Source organism: Brachybacterium paraconglomeratum (assembly GCF_003994255.1).
GTDB lineage: Bacteria > Actinomycetota > Actinomycetes > Actinomycetales > Dermabacteraceae > Brachybacterium > Brachybacterium conglomeratum.
In genome coordinates, this window is record NZ_ML133854.1 from 1 (window position 1) to 22,714 (window position 22,714).

21 protein-coding genes and 1 tRNA gene are annotated in these 22,714 nt (G+C 73.1%); 7 read left to right on the plus strand and 15 right to left on the minus strand.

The window, feature by feature from the left end:
* Positions 1–103 precede the first annotated feature (103 nt).
* The gene (locus tag DS079_RS07465) at positions 104–1,342 is read right to left on the minus strand and encodes an ABC transporter substrate-binding protein (protein WP_126986249.1); all 1,239 of its coding nucleotides are present in this window, start codon (positions 1,340–1,342) and stop codon (positions 104–106) included.
* Between the two features lie 147 nt (positions 1,343–1,489).
* Here DS079_RS07465 and DS079_RS07470 point away from each other — a divergent pair, with 147 nt between their 5' ends.
* The gene (locus DS079_RS07470; RefSeq protein ID WP_164736153.1) at positions 1,490–2,869 is read left to right on the plus strand and encodes an ROK family protein; all 1,380 of its coding nucleotides are present in this window, start codon (positions 1,490–1,492) and stop codon (positions 2,867–2,869) included.
* Positions 2,866–3,981 carry a Gfo/Idh/MocA family protein gene (locus DS079_RS07475; protein ID WP_126986251.1) on the plus strand — a complete coding sequence of 372 codons (1,116 nt, stop codon included), beginning with the start codon at positions 2,866–2,868 and terminating at the stop codon, positions 3,979–3,981. The genes DS079_RS07470 and DS079_RS07475 overlap by 4 nt, the downstream gene beginning before the upstream one ends.
* A 256-nt stretch (positions 3,982–4,237) precedes the next feature.
* Here DS079_RS07475 and DS079_RS07480 read toward each other — a convergent pair whose 3' ends face one another.
* The 7 genes from DS079_RS07480 to DS079_RS07510 all read right to left on the minus strand — a co-directional run bounded on the left by DS079_RS07480 (position 4,238) and on the right by DS079_RS07510 (position 11,522).
* Positions 4,238–5,200, minus strand: a complete 963-nt coding sequence (locus DS079_RS07480) for a glycine betaine ABC transporter substrate-binding protein (RefSeq protein WP_010550408.1) — start codon at positions 5,198–5,200, stop codon at positions 4,238–4,240.
* 49 nt (positions 5,201–5,249) lie between these two features.
* Positions 5,250–6,167 carry an ABC transporter permease gene (locus tag DS079_RS07485; protein WP_126986253.1) on the minus strand — a complete coding sequence of 306 codons (918 nt, stop codon included), beginning with the start codon at positions 6,165–6,167 and terminating at the stop codon, positions 5,250–5,252.
* Complete coding sequence (locus DS079_RS07490) at positions 6,164–7,465, minus strand: quaternary amine ABC transporter ATP-binding protein (RefSeq protein WP_241237587.1); 1,302 nt, start codon at positions 7,463–7,465, stop codon at positions 6,164–6,166. The genes DS079_RS07485 and DS079_RS07490 overlap by 4 nt, the downstream gene beginning before the upstream one ends.
* Positions 7,466–7,833: 368 nt before the next feature.
* Positions 7,834–8,583: a dienelactone hydrolase family protein gene (locus tag DS079_RS07495; protein WP_126986255.1), complete on the minus strand. Its 750-nt coding sequence runs from the start codon at positions 8,581–8,583 to the stop codon at positions 7,834–7,836.
* Between the two features lie 76 nt (positions 8,584–8,659).
* Entirely contained in the window at positions 8,660–9,964 is a 1,305-nt protein-coding gene (locus DS079_RS07500) for a calcium:cation antiporter (RefSeq protein WP_126986257.1), read from the minus strand.
* Positions 9,965–10,142: 178 nt separating this feature from the next.
* Positions 10,143–11,090: a hypothetical protein gene (locus tag DS079_RS07505; protein WP_126986259.1), complete on the minus strand. Its 948-nt coding sequence runs from the start codon at positions 11,088–11,090 to the stop codon at positions 10,143–10,145.
* 168 nt (positions 11,091–11,258) lie between these two features.
* Positions 11,259–11,522 (minus strand): hypothetical protein, encoded by a 264-nt coding sequence (locus DS079_RS07510; protein WP_126986261.1) that lies wholly within the window; start codon positions 11,520–11,522, stop codon positions 11,259–11,261.
* A gap of 122 nt (positions 11,523–11,644) precedes the next feature.
* On the opposite strand from DS079_RS07510, the gene DS079_RS07515 reads away from it, so the two are divergent.
* On the plus strand, positions 11,645–13,126 hold the full coding sequence (locus DS079_RS07515) for a SulP family inorganic anion transporter (RefSeq protein WP_126986263.1): 1,482 nt from the start codon (positions 11,645–11,647) through the stop codon (positions 13,124–13,126).
* A 67-nt stretch (positions 13,127–13,193) separates the two neighbouring features.
* Here DS079_RS07515 and DS079_RS07520 read toward each other — a convergent pair whose 3' ends face one another.
* From DS079_RS07520 to DS079_RS07530, 3 genes are all read right to left on the minus strand, one after another.
* Positions 13,194–14,114 (minus strand): NADP-dependent oxidoreductase, encoded by a 921-nt coding sequence (locus DS079_RS07520; protein ID WP_126986265.1) that lies wholly within the window; start codon positions 14,112–14,114, stop codon positions 13,194–13,196.
* A gap of 39 nt (positions 14,115–14,153) precedes the next feature.
* Complete coding sequence (locus DS079_RS07525; RefSeq protein ID WP_126986267.1) at positions 14,154–16,148, minus strand: heavy metal translocating P-type ATPase; 1,995 nt, start codon at positions 16,146–16,148, stop codon at positions 14,154–14,156.
* Between the two features lie 101 nt (positions 16,149–16,249).
* A complete protein-coding gene (locus tag DS079_RS07530) occupies positions 16,250–16,489 on the minus strand; it encodes a heavy-metal-associated domain-containing protein (RefSeq protein ID WP_010550398.1) in 240 nt (79 codons plus the stop codon).
* A 166-nt stretch (positions 16,490–16,655) separates the two neighbouring features.
* Between DS079_RS07530 and DS079_RS07535 the strand changes: the two genes are divergently transcribed.
* Positions 16,656–17,414 (plus strand): Crp/Fnr family transcriptional regulator, encoded by a 759-nt coding sequence (locus DS079_RS07535; protein ID WP_126986269.1) that lies wholly within the window; start codon positions 16,656–16,658, stop codon positions 17,412–17,414.
* On the opposite strand, the gene DS079_RS17395 is transcribed toward DS079_RS07535, so the two are convergent.
* The 3 genes from DS079_RS17395 to DS079_RS07545 form a co-directional block, all read right to left on the minus strand.
* A complete protein-coding gene (locus tag DS079_RS17395; RefSeq protein WP_241237588.1) occupies positions 17,415–17,924 on the minus strand; it encodes a hypothetical protein in 510 nt (169 codons plus the stop codon).
* Between the two features lie 3 nt (positions 17,925–17,927).
* A complete protein-coding gene (locus tag DS079_RS17400; RefSeq protein WP_241237589.1) occupies positions 17,928–18,539 on the minus strand; it encodes a hypothetical protein in 612 nt (203 codons plus the stop codon).
* 401 nt (positions 18,540–18,940) lie between these two features.
* Positions 18,941–19,016, minus strand: a tRNA-Arg gene (locus DS079_RS07545).
* Positions 19,017–19,093: 77 nt separating this feature from the next.
* Here DS079_RS07545 and DS079_RS07550 point away from each other — a divergent pair.
* Together DS079_RS07550 and DS079_RS07555 are read left to right on the plus strand one after the other, a co-directional pair.
* Positions 19,094–20,527: a nitrilase-related carbon-nitrogen hydrolase gene (locus DS079_RS07550; RefSeq protein ID WP_126986270.1), complete on the plus strand. Its 1,434-nt coding sequence runs from the start codon at positions 19,094–19,096 to the stop codon at positions 20,525–20,527.
* Between the two features lie 116 nt (positions 20,528–20,643).
* On the plus strand, positions 20,644–21,267 hold the full coding sequence (locus DS079_RS07555; RefSeq protein ID WP_126986272.1) for a copper resistance CopC family protein: 624 nt from the start codon (positions 20,644–20,646) through the stop codon (positions 21,265–21,267).
* A gap of 175 nt (positions 21,268–21,442) precedes the next feature.
* On the opposite strand, the gene DS079_RS07560 is transcribed toward DS079_RS07555, so the two are convergent.
* The gene (locus tag DS079_RS07560) at positions 21,443–21,640 is read right to left on the minus strand and encodes an antitoxin (RefSeq protein WP_126986274.1); all 198 of its coding nucleotides are present in this window, start codon (positions 21,638–21,640) and stop codon (positions 21,443–21,445) included.
* Between the two features lie 170 nt (positions 21,641–21,810).
* Between DS079_RS07560 and DS079_RS07565 the strand changes: the two genes are divergently transcribed.
* The gene (locus tag DS079_RS07565) at positions 21,811–22,671 is read left to right on the plus strand and encodes a DeoR/GlpR family DNA-binding transcription regulator (RefSeq protein WP_241237602.1); all 861 of its coding nucleotides are present in this window, start codon (positions 21,811–21,813) and stop codon (positions 22,669–22,671) included.
* Positions 22,672–22,714: the final 43 nt, after the last annotated feature.

The window sequence follows — 22,714 nt, forward strand, 5'->3', positions numbered from 1 at the left end:
CAACGGCCGGCTCGAGCACCTCCGCGGCTCCGCACTGGGCTTCCGCAACCTCGTCCACTACATCGCTCGCAGCCTCCTCGAAGCCGGCGGCTTCAGACCCCTCCTACACCCTTAAATGCGAAGAGCCCGATTGGATGTAGTTCTCCGCCGGGATCGAGCGGGGGATGAACTGCGAGGCGCCCATGTAGAAGCGGCCCTCGTCGTAGTACCGCTGCATCTCGGCGATGCGGTCGTCGGTGACGGGCGGGGCGTCGGTCCTCGTGCCGAAGGCGAGGAACTCCGCGTTGTAGGGGTCCTGCACCTCGGGCCGCATCAGGAACTGCGCGAGCTCGCGCGCACCCTCGGGGCTGCTCGCCGCCTCGGGCACCCACAGCGACAGGTCGATGTTCACGCGCACCTTGAGATCGGCGGGGTCGTCGGTCATCGGCAGCGGGAAGGTGCCCAGCTCGACGTCCGTGCCGGCCTTCGCGATCTCGCCGAGCGCCCAGGGGCCCTGGAAGTACATCGCGCCCTTGCCCTGGGCGATCGCAGTGTTCCCGTCGCCGTAGCCGCGGTTGGCGGCATCGGGGTTCACGAACGCGAGCAGCTCGCCGAGGCGCTGCATCGGCTCGAGCAGGGTGCGCTGGAAGGAGACCTCGGAGTCGGGGCCGACGTCCTCGCCGAGCTCGTCCATCCGCCGGTAGAACTCCCGCACGTCCACGAGCCCGCCGACGGTGTAGTCGAACAGCCCCTGCGCCACCGTCCACGCATCGAGGAAGGTCGCGTAGATCGGGATGACGTCCGCGGCCTGCAGCGTCTCGCACACCGCGAGCAGCTCGTCCCAGGTGGTGGGGACCTCCAGGCCGTGCTCGTCGAAGATCCGCCGGTTGTAGATCACCGAGGCGGCGGTGACCGAATAGGGGAGCACGCTGGTGCGGCCCTCGTAGGTGGGATACCAGTCGGCGAGCTCGGCGACGTCCTCGCGGATCTGCCCGGCCACGGGGAGGTCGGAGAGGTCCGAGAGCGCCCCGCGCTCCATGAAGCGCCCCATCTCGAGGTTGTAGTTCAGGCAGCCGAGGTCCGGCGGGCTGTTGCGCACGAAGCTCGCCGAGAGGTTCGTCGCGATGTCGTGCTGGACGGTGAAGCGGGCCTGCGCCTGCGAGAACTCCCCGGCGAGCTGCGAGAAGTAGGGGATGGCCTCGGGCTTGGACTGGTAGAGCGTCAGCTGCGAGCTGCCGCCGCCGGTGCCGCAGGCGGAGAGGGCGGAGGTGGCGAGGGCGGCGCCCGCGCCGGCGAGCACGCCGCGTCGCGAGGGCCGCGTCGGCGCGTGCCGCGCGTGCCGGCTGATCGAGGATGACACCATCGTCTCCTTGGAGGGGAGCGGAGTCGCCGCAGTGATGCGACGGTAGTTACGCTAGAGGTTATATTTACGACCTATCGAAAGTATGGAGGGGGTGGTCCGGGCATGTCAACACCGCCGCGATCCGGGGAGCGGTCCCAGGTCGGAGAGGTGCGTTCCGCCGACCGCGGGGTCAGCTCGCCGCAGCTGATGCGTCGGGCGAACCGTCAGGCGCTCCTCCAGCACGCCCTCGGCGCCGAGGCCTTCACCGCGGCCGACGCGATGGCCGCCACCGGGCTCACGCGCGCCACCGTGCTCGGCGTGTGCGCCGAGCTCGAGCAGGCCGGATGGCTCGAGGAGGCCCCCGCCGAGCGCGACGGCGCAGCCCCGCGAGGCCGCCCCGCCCGCCGCTTCTCCCTGCGCGCGCAGGCGGGGATCCTGCTCGCCGTCGACGCCGGCGAGCACACCCTCGCCGCCCGGGCGGCGGACCTGCGCGGCCGCGAGCTGGCCGCCGAGCGCCTCGTGCTCGAGGACGCTCCGCTCGTCGGCGACGACCTCGAGGCCGGCGCCGCCGCGGCGGAACGGCGCCTCGAGGCGCTGCGCGCGCTGCTGGACCGGGTGAGCGCGCGGGCCGGCGCGGGAAGTCCGGTCGACGCGGCCGGCACAGGGGGCTCCCACGACACGGCCGACGCGGTCGACGCTCCCGCCGCGGCTGGCACTGCCGACGGACGAGGCGCGGGTGGAGCGCCCCGACTGCTCACCGTCGTGGGCGTGCCCGCCCCGGTCGATGCCGAGGGGCGCTCGCCGAGCGGCGACGCCGGCTACTGGCCCGCCATGAATCCCGGCCTCGTGGACGCGCTCGACGGCCCCGTCCTGGTCGAGAACGACGCGAACCTCGCCGCGCTCGCGGAGCGCGCCCACCTGGCCCTCTCCGGCGCCGACGCGGACCACCTCGCCGCCCTGCTCATGGGCGAGCGGTTCGGCGCCGGGCTCGTCGTCGACGGACGGCTCCTGCGCGGGGCCGACGGCGGCGCGGGCGAGATGCGCTTCCTCGAGACCGTGCTCGGCGACCCTCGCGGGGCCGACGGCGTCGCCGCCCTCGCCCGGCGGTGGGCGCTCGAGGCGCTCGAGGCAGGGGAGACCTCCGCCGCGCTCTCGGCCCTGCCCGCCGCCGAGCTCGGTGCGAAGGACGTCTTCGCTGCCGCGCGCGACGGCGACAAGCTCGCCCGTGCCGTGCTCGAGCGCATCGGCGACCGCCTCGCCCGCATCGCCATGATCCTCTCGAGCCTGATCGCCGTGGACACCGTCGTCGTCGCCGGCGCGATCGCCGAGGCCATCGACCCCGTCCTCGAGCATGCGCGCGAGGCGCTGCCCCGGATCGGGACCCCGCCCCTCCCGCAGCTGCGCGCCAGCTCCCTCGGCCGCGACGTCGTCGTGCGCGGGGCGCTGGAGCTCGCCCTGACCCACCTGCGCGAGGACCCGCTGGCCCTCCTGGCCACGGACCCCGTCCAGGACCCCCATCCACCGACCGAAGGGAACCGCACGTCATGACCGCAGCAGCACCGCAGGCCGCAGCACAGCAGGAGGGTGCGCGCCGACTCCGCGCCGGCGTGATCGGCCTGGGCTGGGCCGGCCAGCAGCATCTCGCCGCCTACGCCGCCGACCCCGCCGTCGACCTCGTCGCCCTCTCCGCGATGGAGGAGCACCTGCTGGAGAGGTTCGGCGAGGAGCACCGGGTGCCCGGCCGCTACCGGGACTGGCGGCAGATGCTCGCCGAGGCCGAGCTCGACGTCGTCTCGATCGCGACGCCGACCTTCCTCCATGCCGAGATGGCGATCGCCGCGCTCGAGGCCGGCGTGCACGTGCTCACCGAGAAGCCGATGGCCCAGACCGGCGAGGCCGCCGCCTCGATGGTCGAGGCGGCCCGACGCGCCGGACGCGTGCTCGAGGTGTCCTTCAACCACCGCCGACGCGGTGACGTCACCGCGCTGAAGACCGTGATCGACTCCGGCGTCCTGGGGGACATCTACTACGCCAAGACCGGCTGGATCCGCCGCCAGGGCATCCCCGGGCTCGGCACCTGGTTCACCAAGGCCGAGAGCGCCGGCGGCGGCGCGATGATGGACATCGGCATCCACATGCTCGACATGACCCTCCACCTCCTCGGCGAGCCGGGCGTCACCGCCGCCTCCGCCATGACGCACGCCGAGTTCGGCCCCCGCGGCCGCGGCGGCTCCGGCTTCGGCGTCTCCCAGCTCGAGGACGGCGCCCCCTTCGAGGTCGAGGACCTCGCCACCGCCTTCCTGCGCCTGGACGGCGGGGCGACGATGCTGCTGGAGTCCAGCTGGGCGCAGTGGATCCCCGAGGACCTCTGCTACGTCACCCTCTACGGCGCGGACGGCGGGGCGACGATCGAATGGGCCGGCGGGCCCGGTAACCACCGCATCACCGTGTGGACCGAGGTCGAGGGCATCCCCGCCGAGCTCAGCCCGCAGGTGGGCGAGGACCGCGGTCACGCCGGTGCCATCGCCGAGTTCCTGCAGGCGGTCCGCTCCGGCGACGTCGCGGCCCACGACGGCTCCCTGGCGCTGCGCCGCGCCCGGGTGATCGACGCCTGCTACGCCTCCGCCGCGGCGGGCGCCGAGGTCGCCGTCGAGGGCTGAGCGTCCCGCGCGCCGAACCCCCTCGGCGACGCCCCATGACGAGAGGCGCCCCCGACACCGCACGGTGTCGGGGGCGCCTCGCGGCGGTGGCGGCACGCAGCAGCGCCGGCCGATCCGGGGCCGGGCGCGCCCCCCCCCCCCCCCCCCCCCGGGCCCCCCCCCCCCCCCCCCGCCCCCCCCCCCCCCCGCCGGGGGGGGGGCCCGCCTCTCGTCGGTGCCGGCACTCAGCAGCGCCGGCAGATCCGGAGCCGCAGGCTCACTCGCCCTCGACGGGCGGGAGGACGTCGGGGTTCTCCTCGAGCCAGGCCTCCACGGCCTCGGCCTCCTTGCCCTCGCCGAACTCGTTGACGACCTTGTCCTCGAGGGAGCCGAACTGCTCGTCGGACAGCTTGGCGCCGGCGATCCACTCGGCGGCGTCGGGGAAGTCCTCCTTGAAGCCGGTGCGGCCCAGGTGGTGCAGCGCCTCCGGCTCGCCGAAGGCACCCTCGGGATCCTCGAGCGCCTTCATGTCGTAGGCCGGCATCGCCCAGAAGGGGGTCCAGAGCGTGACGACGATGTCCTCCTCGGCGTCGATCGCGTTCTCGAGCTCCGTGATCATCGCGGTGGTGGAGGACGTGACGAGCTCGTAGTCGTCGAGGCCGTAGCCCGGGATCACGCTCTCCTGGGTCGCCTTGGTGAGCCCGGCGCCCGGCTCGATGCCGACGATCCGGCCGCCGAAGCGGTCGGCCTGGCCCGCGAGCTCGTCGATCGAGGTGATGTCCACGTACTGCGGCACGGACAGGTTCAGCACCGCGCCCTCGTAGTAGGCGACCAGGTCCTCGATGTCGTCGCCGTACTCCTCCATGTAGGAGGCGTGGGTGACCTCGGGCCAGGCCGAGGGGAACATGTCCACATCGCCCTGGGCGAGGCCCGCGTAGAGCACGCCGGCCTCGGTGATCTGCTCGTGCTCGACGGTGTAGCCCATGGCGGTCAGGCGGTTGTCGAGCAGGTAGGCGAGGGACAGCCCGTCGGTCCACGAGGGGATGTAGCCGAGCGTGATGGTGTCGCCGCCCGAGCCGCCGCCGTCGGAGCCGCCTCCGCTCTCGCCCCCGCCGCCGCAGGCGGCGAGGCCGAGGCCCATCAGGCCGGCGCCGCCGATCAGGGCGGAGCGTCGGGTGAGGGGGCTGGCGGCGGGGCGTCGTGCGCCGCGGGGGCTGAGGGGGAGTCGTCGGGTGCTCATGAGGGAGTTCCTTCCGTGGGGTTTCTGATGGATCCGTCGGTCGCCGGTCTCAGGCGGCGGCCGCGTGGTCGGTGCCGCGACGGGACAGGGACTTCCTGATCAGTGCGATCAGGGAGGTCGGATAGCCGCTGGGGTTGCCGATCGCCGCGGTGAGGCGGTCGAGGAAGACGGCCAGGACCACCACGGCCAGGCCGGCCTCGACGCCGAGGGGCAGGTTCTGGGTGGAGATCGCCTGGACGACCTCCTTGCCCAAGCCGTCCGCGCCGACCATGCCGGCGACCACGGCCATCGACAGGGAGAGCATGATGACCTGGTTGACGCCCGCCATGATGGTCGGGACGGCCAGCGGCAGCTGGATGCCGCGGAGGATCTGGCCACGGGTCGCGCCGAAGGCCTCTCCGGCCTCGACGGTCTCCGCGTCGACCTGGCGGATGCCGAGCTCGGTCATGCGCACGCCGGGCGGCAGCGCGAAGATGATCGTGGAGAAGACGCCCGGGACCACGCCGATCGAGAAGAACGTGACCGCCGGGATCAGGTAGACGAAGGCGGGCATCGTCTGCATGAAGTCCATGACCGGCTTCACGATCGCGCTGACCGTGCTCGAGACAGCCGCGAGGATGCCCAGCGGCACCGCGATCACGACCGCGAACCCGGTCGCCACCAGCACCAGCGCCATGGTCTGCATCATCGTCTCCCACTGCTCCATCGAGATCACGATGGCGAAGCCGATGAGCGTCGCGAGCGAGAGCTTCCAGGAGCGGAACACGAAGGCGATCAGCGCGAAGACCACGACCATCACCAGCGCGGGCGCCAGCAGGAGCAGGTCGGTGAGGCCGCCGATCAGGAAGTCCATCACCGTGGAGAAGAGGTCGAACAGCCAGGAGACGTTCGCCTTGAGCCAGTCGATGCCGGCGTCGATCCACTCGCCGATCGGGAGGCGGGGCATGAGGGCGTCGTCGGGGTTCATCGTGCGTCACCTCCGCGGCGATCGTCGGCGGTCGGGGCGTCCTGCGCGGCGTCTCCCGGGGTGCTGGGGCCCACCGGTCCGGGCGGCGGATCGACGGCGGGGGAGGAGCTCTCTGCCTCGCCGATCACGCCGAGCGCGGTCAGCAGGGTGACCCGGGGGATCACGCCGGCGAACCGGCCCTCGTCGTCGACGACGACGAGCGGCGCGTCGTGCTGCGCGGACTTCCCGAACAGCTCGGCGACAGGCGTGTCGTGGCTGACCACCGCCATGTCGTGCACGTCGGACCAGGGCATCTCGTCCTGGCCGAGGCGCACGGCCTCCGCGACGTCGTCCTGCCAGATCACGCCGGCGGGGGTGCGGTCGCGCTCGAGCACCACGAGCCAGGAGTTCTGCGTCTCGCGCAGCAGCTTGTGGGCGGTGCGCGGGCCCTGGCCGATGCCGAGGGTCTCGCGCGGCTGCTCCATCACGGCGCCGGCCACCAGCACGCGGGTGCGGTCGACGTCCTGGATGAACTTCGCGACGTAGTCGTTGGCGGGCTCGTTGAGGATCTCCTCCGAGGAGCCGATCTGCTCGATCCGGCCGTCGCGCATCATCGCGATCCGGTCGCCGAGGCGCATCGCCTCGTTGAGGTCATGGGTGATGAACAGGATCGTCTTGTCCAGGCGCTGCTGCAGGTCGACGAGCTGGTCCTGCATGTCGCGCCGGATCAGCGGGTCCAGGGCGGAGAACGCCTCGTCCATCAGCATCACGTCGGTGCCGGCGGCGAGGGCACGGGCCAGGCCCACGCGCTGCTTCATGCCGCCGGAGAGGGCGGAGGGGCGGTAGCCGTCCCAGCCCTTCAGGCCCACCATCCCCAGCGCCTCCTTCGCCTTCTTCTCGCGATCGGAGCGGTTCATGCCGCTGATCTCGAGTCCGTAGGCGGCGTTCTCGCCGACGGTGCGATGGGGGAGGAGCGCGAAGTTCTGGAAGACCATGGAGATCCGGCGGCGGCGCACGTCCCGCACCTGCGCCGGGGACATCCTCGAGAGGACCTCCTCGCCGATGCGGATCTCGCCGTCGGTGGCGGGGAGAAGCCCGTTGACCATGCGGATGAGGGTGGACTTCCCGGAACCGGACAGGCCCATCACCACGAAGATCTCCCCGGGGTCGACGCTGAAGCTCGCATCGATCACGGCGGCGGTCAGGCCCTGCGCGCGCAGGTCCTCTCGCGAGCGTCCGCTGCGGAGCTCGCGCACTCCTCGCTCTGGGCGGCGGCCGAAGACCTTGTACAGGCCCTCGGCGGAGATCACAGGTGGCACAGGGGCTCCTTCGGTGGCGGCATGACGTGCGTGATGCCGAGCGGGACGTCAGCGACAGAGGGCGCAGAGGGGCCCGGGAGGCATCCGACGATCCCTCACTCTAGGCCTCGCCAGCGGGAAAAACCGCCTCGGAACAGGCGTTTCAAGTCCTGCGAAGGGGGCTGGGAGCGTCTGTGCGGCGGCGGCGGCGAGGATGAGGGAGCGATGAGGAGGTGGCCTGACCTGCAGGGATGCGTCCGCCGGACGGGACGACCGCCAGCCGATCCGACTGTCCGACAATCGGGACATAACTATTCGGTCACACCCTGGCCGGACGGGGGCGGCCGCCCGTCGACGACCTGCGGAAGGGCGGTGACGGCGCGGGGCCGTCAGCTCCGCGGCGGGAGGGCCTCGGCGAGGAAGCCGAGGGTCTGCTGCCAGGCCGCCTCGGCGGCGCCGGCGTGGTGCAGACCGGGGTGGGGGTTGTCGAAGGCGTGCCCCGCACCCTCGTGGAGTACGAAGCGCACCTGCTCGCGGGCGCCGTCGGCGGTGACGGCCTCGCGGATCCGCTCGACCTGCTCGAGCGGGATGAAGGCGTCGGCCGTGCCGAAGTGGTGCAGGCTCGGCACGTCCACCTGCGCGGCGCGGTCCAGCAGCGTCGGCAGCGCGGAGCCGTAGTAGCTGACCAGGGCCGAGACCGGGCGGTCCTCCTCGGCGGCCGATGCGGCGGCGGAGAACGCGAGCCCGCCGCCGTAGCAGAAGCCCACCAGCCCCACCCGTTCGGAGTCGACCGCGCCGTGGGCGCGCAGCGCGCCGATCGCCGCGATCGCATCGGCCTCGGCCCGCTCCCAGGGCACGCGCGAGGTCAGCGCCATGCCCTCCTCGAGCCAGGCCTGGAGGTCCTCGCCGTCCTCGATGCCGACGACCGGCGGGTCGAGGCGGGCGAAGAGCTGCGGGGCGAGCACCGCGTAGCCGCGGGCGGCGAGATCCGCGCAGCGCTGCTGCATGTAGGTGGAGAGTCCGAAGATCTCCTGCAGCACCACGAGGCCCGGTACGGGCTGATCGAGGTCCTCGGGAAGCCAGAGCAGCCCGGGCAGGTCGTCGGCGTCGGTGGGGATCTGAAGCGTCGTCGCACTCACGCCGCGACCCTACCCCGCGCTCGCCCGGCATGCCCGGGGCCGTCGTGCGGAGGGCGCGCTCCGGCGCCCGGCCGGCTCAGGAGAGCAGGGCCAGGGCGTACACCGCGAAGAGCAGCAGGTGCACGGTGCCGTGCACCGCGGTCACGCGCGGAGCCGCCGCGGAGACGGCCGAGACCGCGAACGTCACGCCGAGCAGCAGCAGGTTCACGGGCGACTCCGCCAGGACCACGGGGCTGCCGGTGGCGAGCCCGATGATCAGCACGGTCGGGATGGTCAGCGCCAGCGTCGAGACGAGCGCGCCGTGGCACAGGTTCACCACCCGCTGCATCTCCCCGCCGGCCGCCGCACGGAGCGCGGTGAGCGTCTCGGGGGTGAACACGATCGCGGCGATCAGTACGCCGGACAGGGCGATCGGGGCGCCGAGCCGGTCCAGTCCCTCGTCCAGCAGTCCGGCCATGTCGTGGGAGAGCAGCACGATCGGCAGCACGGTCGCGACGAGCAGGAGCACGCGCAGGCCCAGCTCCGCGCGGTGGCGAGAGAGCGTCGCGCCGATGCCTGGGGAGGAGTCCTCGGTGTCGGAGGCGTCCGCGGCGTCGGCGGGCTCCTCGGCGGACTCGTCGGCGGCGGGGAGCTCCACCTCCTGGAACTCGACCGCCTGCGCGCCGGTCTGGCGCCACAGGAAGACGGCGTACACGGCGACGGCCATCGCGGCGATCGCGACGCCCTGGACGGGGGCGTAGGCACCGTCCTCGCCGAGCACCGTCGGGACCGCGAAGGCCATCGCGCCGAGGCCGATCAGCAGCACCAGGTAGACGGAGGTGCCCGTCCGGTTCACGCGTATCGCCTCGCGGCGGATGCCGCCGACCAGCAGGCAGAGGCCGAGGACGAGGTTCATGATGATCATCGAGACCGCCATGACGGAGTCGCGGGCGATGGTCGCGTGATCGCCCGGACCGAGCATCACCGCGGCGATCAGCACCACCTCGATCACCACGATCGACAGGGTGAGCACCAGGGTGCCGTAGGGGTCGCCGAGACGGTGGGCGAGGGCCTCCGCCTGCGCGAAAACGCCGCCGGCGGCGATCACGATCACCGCGACGATCGCGGCGAGGGCGAGCGCGAGCAGCGCCGAGGGCAGCGCGCCCGGGGCGGGGGAGAGCAGCATCAGCGCGGCGACTCCCGCCCAGCCGAGCATCAGGCGCGAGCTCGCGCTGCGGTCGAGCACCCTGCGGACGAGGTTCCTCCCGACGAGGGCGGGGCCCGGGGAATCAGGGCCGGGGGAGCCGGGGACGTGCGGGGAGCCGCCGGACTCGGGGGAGCGGTCGGGTGCGGCCGACGGGGACGCGGCGCGCGGCAGGCGGGTGCGGGACGAGGGGGTCATCGGATCTCCTGCGAGGCCGTCCTCGTGGTGCGTCCGCGGGTCGGGTCGTCCCGGCCGGGGCGCCGATCTGCCCTCGGCGCGCTCTCACCGTAGCCCGTCGCGCCCGCCCGGGTCAGCTCGTGGTGAGCGGTCTGACCAGGGAGGGCGCGAGACGGGGCGGGGCGAGATGCGTCGGGGCTCAGACGTCGGTCGGGCTGCCGATGCCGACCAGCAGTCCCTGGTCGCCGTCGGCGAAGGGGCCGGGGGCGACGTGCAGCTGCCAGGAGTTGCCCTCGGCGGTGGTGGCCGTGCAGTCCGTCGTCCCGAACTCGTCGAAGTCCAGGCCGTCCTCGCAGGTCACCTCCGACCAGTCGGCCATGCCCGCCACCGGCACGTAGGCGTTCTCGGAGGTGAGGGTCTGCAGGGTCGCGTCCGCGGCCTCCTCCGCGTCGAGCGGCTCGGCCCCGAACATCGAGCCCTGGCCCAGCCCGGTCAGCATCACGTTCCCCTCGGTCAGCTCGCTCACCTCCTCGGGCAGCTCGGTACCGGTGGAGAACAGCACCGCGACCCGGTAGCCGTTCTCGAGGCCGTCCGCGTGCGGGACGGCGACCGTGTTCGCGACCCACTCCTGCTTCGGGGCGGTGTCGTCCGGGCTCGTCGGCCCGACGCAGCCGGCGCTCTGTCCCCTCTCGACCAGGAGCTCGTCGGTGCACTCGGCGGTGCCGCCGAAGGGTCCCGCGAGCAGCGCGGCGAGGTCGTCGCCGGCGAGGGTGGGTGCGCCGTCGCCGGAGGTCTCGTCGATGCCGAGGTCCGTGACCAGGAGGATCCGGGTGCGCTCGTCCGCGCCGCCCGGGTCCCCCTCCTCCTGGCCCCCCGCACCCTCGTCGTCCCCTGCCTCGTCCTGGTCGTCGGTCGCCTGGTCGTCCCCGGTCTCGGCGTCGTCGCCGGACCCGGCGTCGTCCGACGGCTGCTCCTCGCCGGACTGCTCCTCCGTCGCGGTGGCGGGCTCCTGGGCGCCGCCGTCCCCGGTCCCGGCCTCGTCCCCCGCGCCGCAGGCGGACAGGCCCAGCAGCGCCGTGGAGGCCACGAGCGCCATGCCGCGGCGCAGACGGCGGGTGGTCGTGGTGCGTGCGTCGAGGTGTCCCATCAGGGTCTCCGTCCCGGCCCTCCCCGGTGCGGCGGATGCGCCGTCATGGGCCGGGGAGCGGTGGCCCGCATCACACCCTGCCCATTGGTCAAGAGAGGGTCAAGCCCATGCCATGAAAAGCTTGTGCCGACGGTGTGGAGATCCTGTGCGGATCATCAGAAGTGCAGGTCAGCGCCTCTCGCCGGGGCGCGGGTCGCCGTGCAACCGCCGGTACTCGTCGTCCTCCGCGTCCTCGTCCCGAGTGAGCGCGTCGCCGCCCCCGCGCAGGCCCAGCAGCACCCCCAGCACGGCTCCGGCGAGCACGCCGACGACCGCGCTGATCCACAGGCTGTCGATGACCCTGAGGCCCATCCCGATCCCGACCACGAACCCGATGATCATTCCGAAGGGCAGCCAGGTGGAGTCGAAGCGGCGGCGAGCAGGCGGGGCCATGGAACCTCTGTCGGGCGGAGCGAGCGGGACGGTCGGGACGTGCAGCGCGGTCGCGGTGAGGCGCGACGCACGGCAGGCAGACCGCCAGGGTAGTCCGCCGCGGGCGCGGATAGCATCGGCCCGTGACCACGCCCTCCTCCTCTCCCTCCGTGCTGCAGGCCCTGCGCAGCCCGCGCCGCCTCACCACCGAGGTGCTGGCCGGCGCCGTCACCACCCTCGCGCTGATCCCCGAGGTCATCTCCTTCTCGGTGATCGCGGGCGTGGACCCGAAGGTCAGCCTCATCGCCTCCGTCGTGCTCGCGATCTCGATGACCTTCCTCGGCGGGCGCCCCGCGATGATCACCGCCGCCGCGGGCGCGGTCGCGCTCGTCGTCGCCCCGCTCGTGCACACCCACGGCGTCGAGTACCTGCTGCCCACCGTGATCCTCGCGGGCCTCGTCCAGATCGCCTTCGGCCTGGTCGGGCTCGCGCGGATCATGCGCTTCATCCCCCGCTCGGTGATGATCGGCTTCGTCAACGCGCTGGGCATCCTGATCTTCACCGCGCAGCTCCAGCACGTCCTGGACGTTCCCGCCGCGGTCTATCCGCTGTTCGCGCTCACCCTCGTCGTGGTGCTCGCCCTGCCGCGCCTGACGAAGGCCGTGCCCGCGCCGCTGGTCGCGATCGTGCTGGTCACCGCGATCGCGATGATCTTCCACCTCCGCGTCCCGACCGTCGGCGACCAGGGCGAGGTCTCCGGCGGCCTGCCCGGCCTCACCCCGCTCGAGGTGCCGCTGACGCTGGAGACCCAGCAGATCATCGCCCCGACCGCGCTGTCCGTCGCCTTCGTCGGCCTGATGGAGACGCTGCTGACCGCGAAGCTTGTCGACGACATCACCGACACCCGCTCCTCGAAGAGCCGTGAGTCCTGGGCGCTCGGCGTCTCCAACATCCTCGCCGGCTTCTGGGGCGGGATCGCCGGCTGCGCGATGATCGGCCAGACCGTCATGAACGTGAAGCTGGGCCGGGCCCGCACCCGCATCTCCACCCTCGTCGCCGGCGTGCTGCTGCTCATCCTGGTCACCGCGCTGTCGGAGCTCATGGAGCAGATCCCGATGGCCGCGCTCGCCGCGGTGATGATGGTCGTCGCGGTCTCGACCGTGGACTTCCACAGCGTGCGCCCCGCGACCCTGCGCCGCATGCCGGTCTCCGAGACGCTCGTCATGGCCACGACCGTCGTGGTCGTGGTGATCACTCACAACCTCGCCCTCGGCGTCGCCGCCGGGGCGCTGCTCGCGGTCGCCCTGTTCGCCCGCCGCGTCGCGCACGTGACCCGCGTGGAGCGCACGACGGGGGCCGACGGGACGCGCTACTCCGTGCACGGCCCGCTCTTCTTCGGCTCGAGCAACGACCTGGTCGAGCAGTTCGACTACGCCGCCGACGCCGAGCGCGGCCTCCCGGTCGCCGTCGACTTCACCGCCGCCCAGATCTGGGACGCCTCGACCGTGGCCGTGCTCGACTCGGTCCAGGCCAAGTACGTCGAGCACGGCCTCGAGGTCTCCTTCACCGGGCTCGACGAGCGCTCGACCGTCTTCCACGGGCGCCTGACCGGCACGCTGAACTGACCCGCCGGACCGCCGTGGGCGGGCCGGGTCGCACCGGCGGGGTCGGCCCCCGCCGGCACGCCGCCGCTCACGGCACGATGACGATCTTCCCGCCGAGGTGACCCTGCTCGACCCGGGCGATGGCCTCCGCCGCCCGGGCGAGCGGGTAGGTCTCGAGCACGTGGGGGTCGACGAGTCCCGCCTCGACCACGCCGACGATCTTCTCGAGCACGCCCTCGGAGCGCTCGCGCCCTGCCCCGCCGAGCTCCGTCGCGGTGGCCGCGTCCGCCGCGGAGACGAGGTGCGCAGGATCCTTCACGAGCGGGGCCAGCGCCCGCAGCGGCTCCCCGCCCACCAGGTCCACGAGCAGGTCCGCACCGTCGGGCAGCAGGTCGCGCACCGCCTCGGCGGCGCCGGGGCCGGCGGCGACGAAAGCCGCGCCGGTCTCCTCGATCAGCTCCCGCTTGGCCGCGGAGGCGACGCCCACGGCGGCGAAGCCGTGGACCGCGGCGATCTGCAGCACCATCCGGCCCACCCCGCCGCCGGCGCCGAGCACCAGCAGTGACTGGCCCGCCTCGATCTCGACCTGATGGGTGAGGTCGTAGGCGGTGGTGCCGGCGACAGGCAGGGTCGCGGCGTCGACGAAGGAGATCTCCTGCGGCTTGCGCACGGCCTCCGCGGCTCGCAGCACCGTGTGGGAGGCGAAGGCGCCCTGGCCCCGCGCGGGGGCGCCGAGCACCTCCTCGCCGACGGCGAGAGCAGTGACGCCCTCGCCGAGGGCGACGACGACTCCGGAGGCCTCGAGCCCCATCGGCATCGGCATCGGGGTCGAGGTGCCGAAGGCGCCCTCGCGACGCTTGACGTCGGCGGGGTTCACCCCGGCGGCACGGACCTCGATCAGGACCTCGCCGGGGCGGGGCTCCGGGACCGGGCGCTCGGTCAGCTCCTGGTGCTCGGGGCCGCCGTAGCGGGCGGTGACGAACACGGGCGAGGTGGTGGTGACGGTCATGTCAGGTCTCCTCTTTCTGCGGGCGGTTCCGCGACGGGGTCAGGCTGTCACGCGCGGGCGGGTGCCGCGCTCCTCGGCGATCGGCGGGGCGCTCGCCGAGGTGGGTCGGGACTCGTCCCGGCGGCGAAGCAGGCGCATGGCGTTCAAGATCACGAGTAGCACGGAGGCCTCGTGGACGAGCATGCCGATGGCCATCGTGACCCCGCCGGCGAAGACCCCGGCCAGCAGGGCCGCCACCGTGAGCACCGCGATCGCGATGTTCTGGTGCATCACCCGCACGGTGCGGCGGGCGAGTCCCACGGCCTCCGGGAGCTTCAGCAGGTCGTCCTTCATCAGTGCGATGTCCGCGGTCTCGATCGCGACGCCGGTGCCGGCCGCGCCCATCGCCACGCCGATGTCCGCCGTCGCGAGCGCCGGGGCGTCGTTCACGCCGTCGCCGACCATCGCGACAGTGTGGCCCTCGGCCTGCAGCGCGCGGACCGCGTCGAGCTTGTCCTCGGGCAGCAGCTGGGCGCGGACCTCGTCGACGCCGACCTCGGCGGCCACTGCCCGGGCGACGCGCTCGTCGTCGCCGGTGAGTATCACGACCTTCTTCACGCCCCGGGCGTGGAGTCGGGCGATCATCTCCGACGCATCGGTGCGCAGCCGGTCGGCCACGGCGACCACGCCGATCACCTCCCCGTCGAGCGCGATCGCCATCGGGGTGCGGCCCAGGCCCGCGAGCCGGGCGACCTCCTCAGCGGCCCCGCGGTCCTCGGCAATGCCCTCGTCTGCCAGCAGCGGCAGGTTGCCCACGGCCACGCGGCGGCCCTCCACGGTGGCGACGACGCCCTTGCCCGGAACCGGTTCGGTGTGCTCGGGCAGGCCCGCGATCGCGAGCCCCTCGGCGTCGGCGGCCTCGATGAGCGGACGGGCCAGCGGGTGCTCGGACCCGGCCTCGGCCCGGGCGGCCCATCCCAGCACCTCGGCGCGGCTGTGGGCGGGGTCCAGGACGCTCACGTCGGTGAGGTGCGGCCTGCCTTCGGTGAGGGTGCCGGTCTTGTCCAGCGCGACGGCGGAGATCCTCGCGCTGGTCTCAAGGAACTCCCCGCCCTTGATGAGGATGCCGTCCTTCGCGCCGCGGCCGATGCCGGCCACGATCGCGACCGGGATCGAGATGACCAGCGCCCCGGGGCAGCCGATCACGAGCAGCGTCAGCGCGAGCACGACGTCGCCGGTCACGAGCCCGGTGACCAGTGCGAGCAGGATGATCGCCGGGGTGTACCAGGTGGAGAAGCGCTCCATGAAGCTCTGGGTGCGGGCCTTCGCATCCTGCGCCTCCTCGACGCGGTGGATGATCCGGGCGAGAGTCGTGTCGGCGCCGATGCCGGTGGCGCGCACCTGCAGGAGCCCGGCGGCGGCGACGGTGCCCGCGAACACCTGGTCGCCCGCGGCCTTCTCCACAGGGAGCGCTTCGCCGGTGATCGAGGCCTCGTCCAGTGCGCCGGTCCCGCCGATCACGGTCCCGTCGACGGGGACCTTCGCGCCGTTCTTGACCAGCACGGTCTCCTCGAGCAGCACGTCGGCGGCGGGGATCTCGACCTGGCGACCGTCCCGCATCACGACCGCGACGTCGGGGGCGACCGCGACCAGCTCGGCGAGCGCGGAGCGGGTGCGGTTCATGGTGCCCGCCTCGAGGGCGTGGCCGATCGCGAACAGGAAGGTGACGGCGGCGGCCTCCCAGTACTCGCCGATCACGAGCGCGCCGATCGCGGCGATGGAGACCAGCAGGTCGATCGCGATGGTCCGCGCCCGCAGGGCACGGACGGCCGTGAGCAGGATCGGGGCCCCCGCCACCAGGGCGGCGGCGACCATGGCCAGGTCCGAGGCGATCAGGACGCCCCGGCGGTCCAGGGCGAGGCCGAACTCGTGGTGCCCGGCGCCGAAGGGGTTCACGCCGGCGGAGGCGGAGAGGACGGCGGCGAGGACGATGAGGGCGCCGGCGACGGTCGGCGTGCCCCAGGGGCCGCGCCACCAGCGCAGCAGGGTGGTCATGAGGAGTCCTTTCGAGACAGGCGCCCGCGGCCCCGGGACGGGGGATGCCGTACCGGGTGCCTCGGCGGGCGGGGATCCGCGGGGCGGATCCGGGGAGAGGGTCAGAAGGCGGAGAGCGTGGCCCGGTAGCCGGCCGCGCCGATCGCGGCGATGATCTCGTCGGTGGAGGTCACCGACGGGTCGTGGTCGACCTCGACGCGGGCGGAGGCGAACTTGACGGTGACGTCCCGGACGCCCGGCAGGCGGCCCACGCGCTTCTCGATCTTGGCCACGCAGGAGGGGCAGCTGAAGCCTTCGGCGCGGAACACGGAGCGGGTGGTGGAACCGGCGGTGGCGGTCATGAGCGGGTCCTCTCGGCGAGTGCGGCGAGGGCGTCTCCCTCGCTCGTACCTCGACCCTAGGTGCGCGCGGAGAGGGAGAACATGACGGCGGTCATTCGCCCGCACGGCAATCCTGACCAGGACCGATGGCCCGTTCTAGGGGCCGCGCACGGGCTATCCTCACGCCATGACCGCTCCCGAGGGGCGGCGCACCATCCCGCTGGCGGAGGTGACGCTGCCGCACCAGTGCCCCGCGCCCGTGCGCCTGGGTGTGCTCTCCCGCTCCGCATACTTCCACGGTCTGGACGCCGCGGCGCTCGAGGGCATCGACCGACGCATGCGCACCGCCACGATCGGCGCCGACGAGGCGGTGTTCCGGGCGGGGGAGGAGGCGAGGGCCCTGTACGTCGTCGCCGAGGGGCGGGTGCGGATGTCGCAGCCGACGCCGTCGGGCGCGCTCGTGGTCACCGACATCCTCGGGCCGGGGGCGATGTTCGGGGCGATGAGCAGCCTCGGCGAGCCCGTGCACCAGCGCACCGCGACCGCGCTCGTCGGCTCCTGCGTGCTGCAGATCGGGCAGGCCGCCTTCCGAGAGGTGATGGTCGAGCAGCCCGTCGTGGGGCTGCGGGTCGTGGACGACCTCGCCGAGCGGCTCTCCCGCGCCCAGACCGACCTGGGCGGGCAGGGTCCGGACACCGTCGAGCAGCGGGTCGCGCGGGCACTGCTGCGCCTCGCCGAGACGCTCGGGGAGGACCGCGGCGCGCAGGGCTTGCTGCTCGAGGTGCCGCTGAGCCGGGCGGACCTCGCCGGCCTCGCCCGCTCCACCCCCGAGTCGGTCTCCCGCGTGATGAGTCGGCTGCGGCGCGAGGGGATCATCGACTCCGGCCGGCGCTGGACCTCGATCCTGGACCGCGGCGCGCGCGAGGAGCGCGCCGCGGCGAGCTGATCAGATCGGTCGGCGGCGCACCAGGCGCAGCACGGTGCGCAGGATCATCATCACCAGCAGCAGGATCCCCACGTAGCCGTTGATGACGTAGACGATGTTGACCATCTGCGAGAACGGCAGCACCAGCCCGATCAGGGTGCCGACCGCGGCGAGGACCACGGTGAGGCGCTTGAACCCGGGGGTGCCGTCGGCGAAGAAGCGCTGGGAGACGGTCCACAGCAGCGGCACGGCCGTGGTGAAGATGCCCGCGAGGATGATCAGCGAGAAGACCGAGGCGAGGGCGGGGCTGATCTCGTTCGCCAGCACCAGCATCGGGATCTCGGTGCCGGCGACGAACTCGATGTTCGCCAGCAATCCGAGCCCGACGACGATGCACGCGACCGAGAACAGGGTGCCGCCGAGGACGCCGCCCGAGGCGGCCTCGCGGTTGCTGCGGGTGGTGCGGCCCAGCGCCGTCAGGAACGCCGCGAGCCAGAGCATGCAGAAGCCGACGTAGGACAGCCCCGACATGACCTAGTTGTTCGAGGCCTGCACCAGGTCGAGCGAGGGGAGCATGGACACGCCCTCGCCGACGCCGTGCGAGGAGCGGACGATGCCCACGATGCCCAGCGCGATCGCGATCACCACGATGACCGGGCCGATCTTGCTGATCACGTCCACCAGGCTCGAGAGCCCGAACCAGGCCGTCAGCCCCACCACGACCGCGAGCGCCACGCCGTCGATGTGCTTCGAGAGGCCGTCGTGCTCCTCGCACACGGCGCCCGCGCCGGAGACCATCACGGTGAAGCTCAGGAACACGAACAGGATCGAGAACCAGTCGAAGAAGGTGCCCAGATACCTGCCGCAGTAGTAGGAGAAGATCCGTGAGGGCTTGTCGAACCTGTGCTTCCGCCCGACGAGGAAGAATTCCACGCACACGTAGGAGATCAGCACCAGCACCAGCAGGCCGGTGCCGAAGATCCCCCAGTAGCCGTAGGAGGTGAAGTACTGCAGGATCTCCTGCCCGGTCGCGAAGCCCGAGCCGATCAGGAAGGCGATGATCGCCCCTGCAAAGGTGAGCACCCGCAGCGGGGTGCTGTTCTCTCTGGTCGCGAGGTCTTTCTGGGTCGTCGTCGACTGCTCCACGGAAGCTCCTGCCCGGGGACATCCTGGCACGGGTCCTCGGCCGCCCCTCGTCGGACGGTCCGCTCCGCTGCGCCGGGAGGGGGCGTGCCGCCGTCGGCCCGCTCACCCCTGATATATCAATGGTCGGCGCTCAATGTATGTGGTGGTGCTCACGCCGTCAATCGGCGTGCGACGGCGCTGCCGAGGCGGAGCCGGGTCCGGGTCGCGACATGGGGCCGGGATGGCTCGAGGGCGCCGCCGACGCGCTCGCCGACGAGGCGTCGCTGCCGGAGTGGGCCGAGATCGCGAGGGAGCACGATCGCGCAGTGACCGGCGCGCGTCGCTGAGCGGACCGGAGGAGACGAGGAGCGGAGGCGATGGGGCCGACGAATCCGTGTCGTCCACGCGCTGAACGATGCTGATGGTGCCCCCGGCAGGATTCGAACCTGCGACACCCGCTTTAGGAGAGCGGTGCTCTATCCCCTGAGCTACGGAGGCGCTCCGGTCCGGTCGGGGGATGGATCCCCATGAACGAAGGCCTGGGTCATCGTAGCGTCCCATGGCAGGATCGCTCCATGTCGACCGCATCGCACGAGACCGCCGCCACCGTCGCCGCCGTGATCCTGGCCGGGGGAGCGGCCTCGCGCCTGGGCGGCACCGACAAGACCCGCCTGCCCATCGCGGGCGCGAGCGTGCTCGAGCGTGTGCTGCGGGCCGCCCCCGTCGGCCGCCGCATCGTCGTGGGCCCGAGCGGGGCCGACGGCGGCGACCTCGCCGCCCGCCACGGCGCCCGCTTCGTGCTCGAGGACCCGCCGCGCTCCGGGCCGCTGGCCGCGCTCGCCCGCGGCGTCGCCGAGATCTCCGAGGCGCCCGACGAGGCGACCGTGCTGGTCCTCGGCGGGGACATGCCACTGCTGCGCCCCGAGACGCTCCGCGCCCTCGCCGCTCGCAGCGCCGAGACCGGCCGCGTCGTCGCCCTCGAGTCGAAGGACGGGCATGTGCAGTTCCTCGGTGCCGCCTGGCCGCTCGGCCGGATCCGCGCCGAGCTCTCCGAGATCGAGCACGACGGCGGCGGCTGGGCGGACCTCAGCCTGCGCCGCCTCTACGGCACCCTCGGCGAGGGCGAGCTCGTGAGCCTGCCCGTCACCGGCTCCGAGGCCGCCGACATCGACACCCCCGACGCCCTGGACCAGGTGCGCCGCGCCGCCGGCCCCCGCATCGCCCTCGCCCAGATCGAGGTGCCCACCGATCATGAGTCGATGGTCGCCGTGGTCCGCGGCGCCGTCGCCGAGGCCGCCCAGGAGGGCGCCCACCTCGTGCTCCTGCCCGAGGCGACCCTCACCCCCTTCGGCACCGACCTGCGCGCCGCCGCCGAGACCCACCACGAGGACTTCGCCCGTCTGCTCCAGGAGCTCGCCGACGAGCACTCCCTCGTTGTGGTCGCCGGCTCCTTCAGCCCCGCGGACGACGGCCGCGTCCACAACACCGTCCTCGTTCGCGGCCCCGGCGGCACCCCCTCGCTCGAGTACCGCAAGATCCACCTCTTCGACGCCTTCGACGCCGACGAGTCCGCCACCGTCGCCCCCGGGCAGGAGCTGGTCACCTTCGACCTCGCCGGCACCCGCTTCGGCCTCGCCACCTGCTACGACATGCGCTTCCCGGAGCAGTTCACGGCGCTCGCCCGCCGCGGCGCGCACGCGATCCTGCTGCCGACGGCCTGGGCCGAGGGCCCCGGCAAGCGCGAGCAGCTCCAGCTGCTGCTGCGCGCGCGGGCGCTGGACTCGACCTCGGTGATCCTCGCCGCCGACCAGTCCCCGCCCGCCGGCTACGCGGGCAGGGCCCCGCGCGGCATCGGCCGCTCCGCCGCCGTCGGCCCGCTGGGCCGGATCCGCCAGGAGCTCGGGCTCGAGCCCGGACTGCTGATGGTCGACCTGGACCTCGCCGAGGTCGAGACGGCGCGCGCGACCCTGCCCGTGCTGCGCCACGCGGTGCCGCTGCCCGAGCGCTGAGCCCGCGGCGAGCACGATCTGATCGCGGGGCTGCCGGGAGTGCCGCTCGGCAGGCCCGCCTGTCGGCGTGACCTGGGGAACAGACCCGCCCCGACCCTCTCGCGTACCCTGCCGGGGTGAACACCCTGCTCAGCCGCCGTGCCTCCGTTCGCCCCGCCGCCCTCGCAGCGCTCTTCGCCGCCCTGCTCGCCGCGCTCCTCGCGCTCGGCGCGCCCGCGCAGGCGCATGACACGCTGCTCGAGTCGGATCCGGCCGACGGCGCGACGCTGGAGAGTTCGCCCGAGGCGATCACCCTCACCTTCTCCGCCGACGTCCTCGAGGTGAGCCCGCTGGTGCGGATCACCGACGAGAACGGCGAGCAGCTGGCCGAGATCACTCCGAGCATCGACGGACCCGTCGCCACCGCGACCCTCGAGGAGCCGCTGCCCGCGGGGACCAGCACCGTCCAGTGGCGCGTCGTCTCCAGCGACGGCCACCCCATCGAGGGCACCTTCGAGGTGGCCGTCGAGCAGGACGCCGCCGCGGAGGAGACCACCGAGGCGCCCGCCGAGGAGAGCAGCCCCGCCGAGGAGAGCGCCCCCGCCGAGACCGCCGCCCCCGCCGAGGAGGGTGAGCAGGCCACGGCCGAGGCCGCCGAGGAGGAGAGCGGCTCCTCCATGACCCCGCTGCTCATCGTGTTCGGCGTCGTCGTGGTCGGCGCGGTCGTCGCGGTGCTGCTGATCATGCGCCGCCGCGACTGACACCCGGTCCGTCGGTCGCTGGGCCGCAACCGCGTCGGCCGCTCGACCCCGCGCCGCCGGCCCGCCGGCCCACCGGCCCCGCGACCCGGCCCGTCGGCCGTGGCCCGCCCCCTGAGCAGCGAAGAACCCCCGAGGCATGCCTCGGGGGTTCTTCGCTGCTCAGGGGGGCGGGGACTCAGTTGTCCTTGTTGTCGTCCCCGCCGAGTCCGAGTCGGTCGCGGGCGGCGTCCGCGCCCTTGTCGACGTGACCGTCGACGTTGTCCGGAGCGCGATCCTTGACCTGCTCGGTCGCACCGTCGAGGCCCTGCTCGACCTTGTCCGGGTTGTCGTTGGCGAAGTCCTTGGCCTTGTTCAGCGCGTCATCGAAGCCCATGGTCATGTCCTTTCGTTCGCGGAACCACCCCGTGACCGGGGCGACATCGCCAACCTACGACGCCCCGCCGCCGTGACTCAAACGTGACCCGACGATCCGACGGGATCTGGTCGATTCTGCGCGCGACAGGCGCTATCGGTCGCAAAGCGCGCAATACTGTCTGCGTGACCATGCGCGAAACCGGGCCCCGCCCCTCCGCTTCGACCCCCTCGAGCCCGTCCCAGGCGCCGCGTCGCGCCGCGAGGGGACGCAGCGCCCGCTGGGACCACGTGCTCTCGCTGCTGACCACCACCAAGCGCCTCAGCGTCGCCGAGGTCGCCGCCGACCTCGAGGTCAGCGAGTCCACGGTGCGACGCGACTTCATGGAGATGGAGCGGGCCCAGCTCGCCCGGCGCACCCACGGCGGGATCGTCGCGGTCGACGTCGCCTACTCCCTCGCCAGCGTCCCGCGCGCGGCCGACGAGGGCTCCGCCCAGCGCGAGCGGGTCGCGGACCGCGCCGCCTCCCTCGTCGAGCCCGGGCAGATCATCGGCTTCAACGGAGGGCGCACCACCACCTCCGCCGCCCGCCGGGCCGTCTCCCGCTCAGACCTCGACTCCCGCGACGGGACGCCGGGCCTGACCGTGGTCTGCGCGGCGCTGAACATCGCCACCGAGGCCGTGCTGCGCCCCTCCGTGCGCACCGTCGTGCTCGGCGGCGTCGCCGAGCCCTACTCCTTCGAGCTCACCGGCCCCCTCGCCACCGCCACCATGCGCGACCTGTGGCTGGACACGATGTTCGTCGGCACCGTCGGACTCGACCTCGGTGCGGGCCTGACCTGCAACTCCGACGCCGAGGCGGGAGTCACCCGGATCATGATCGGCCACTCCCGCCGCGTCGTCGGCCTCGCCACCGCCGACAAGATCGGCCACCGCGCACTCGCCGGGATCTGCCCCGTCTCCGTGCTCACCGACCTGGTCATCGCCGGTCCCGTCCCCGAGGACCTCCGCGCCCATCTGCAGGAGAGCTCGGTGCGCCTGCACGAGGTGTGAGCAGGTCGGGCGTCCCACGGCGGCACGCCTGCGCGGACGCCCG

Excerpts from the sequence above, each read along its gene's own strand:
- DS079_RS07465 (WP_126986249.1), bottom strand. The coding sequence starts at position 1,342 with ATGGTGTCATCCTCGATCAGCCGGCACGCGCGGCACGCGCCGACGCGG.
- DS079_RS07475 (WP_126986251.1), top strand. The coding sequence starts at position 2,866 with ATGACCGCAGCAGCACCGCAGGCCGCAGCACAGCAGGAGGGTGCGCGC.
- DS079_RS07480 (WP_010550408.1), bottom strand. The coding sequence starts at position 5,200 with ATGAGCACCCGACGACTCCCCCTCAGCCCCCGCGGCGCACGACGCCCC.
- DS079_RS07485 (WP_126986253.1), bottom strand. The coding sequence starts at position 6,167 with ATGAACCCCGACGACGCCCTCATGCCCCGCCTCCCGATCGGCGAGTGG.
- DS079_RS07500 (WP_126986257.1), bottom strand. The coding sequence starts at position 9,964 with ATGACCCCCTCGTCCCGCACCCGCCTGCCGCGCGCCGCGTCCCCGTCG.
- DS079_RS07505 (WP_126986259.1), bottom strand. The coding sequence starts at position 11,090 with ATGGGACACCTCGACGCACGCACCACGACCACCCGCCGTCTGCGCCGC.
- DS079_RS07510 (WP_126986261.1), bottom strand. The coding sequence starts at position 11,522 with ATGGCCCCGCCTGCTCGCCGCCGCTTCGACTCCACCTGGCTGCCCTTC.
- DS079_RS07520 (WP_126986265.1), bottom strand. The coding sequence starts at position 14,114 with ATGACCGTCACCACCACCTCGCCCGTGTTCGTCACCGCCCGCTACGGC.
- DS079_RS07525 (WP_126986267.1), bottom strand. The coding sequence starts at position 16,148 with ATGACCACCCTGCTGCGCTGGTGGCGCGGCCCCTGGGGCACGCCGACC.
- DS079_RS07530 (WP_010550398.1), bottom strand. The coding sequence starts at position 16,489 with ATGACCGCCACCGCCGGTTCCACCACCCGCTCCGTGTTCCGCGCCGAA.
- DS079_RS07535 (WP_126986269.1), top strand. The coding sequence starts at position 16,656 with ATGACCGCTCCCGAGGGGCGGCGCACCATCCCGCTGGCGGAGGTGACG.
- DS079_RS17395 (WP_241237588.1), bottom strand. The coding sequence starts at position 17,924 with ATGTCGGGGCTGTCCTACGTCGGCTTCTGCATGCTCTGGCTCGCGGCG.
- DS079_RS07550 (WP_126986270.1), top strand. The coding sequence starts at position 19,094 with ATGTCGACCGCATCGCACGAGACCGCCGCCACCGTCGCCGCCGTGATC.
- DS079_RS07560 (WP_126986274.1), bottom strand. The coding sequence starts at position 21,640 with ATGGGCTTCGATGACGCGCTGAACAAGGCCAAGGACTTCGCCAACGAC.
- DS079_RS07565 (WP_241237602.1), top strand. The coding sequence starts at position 21,811 with ATGCGCGAAACCGGGCCCCGCCCCTCCGCTTCGACCCCCTCGAGCCCG.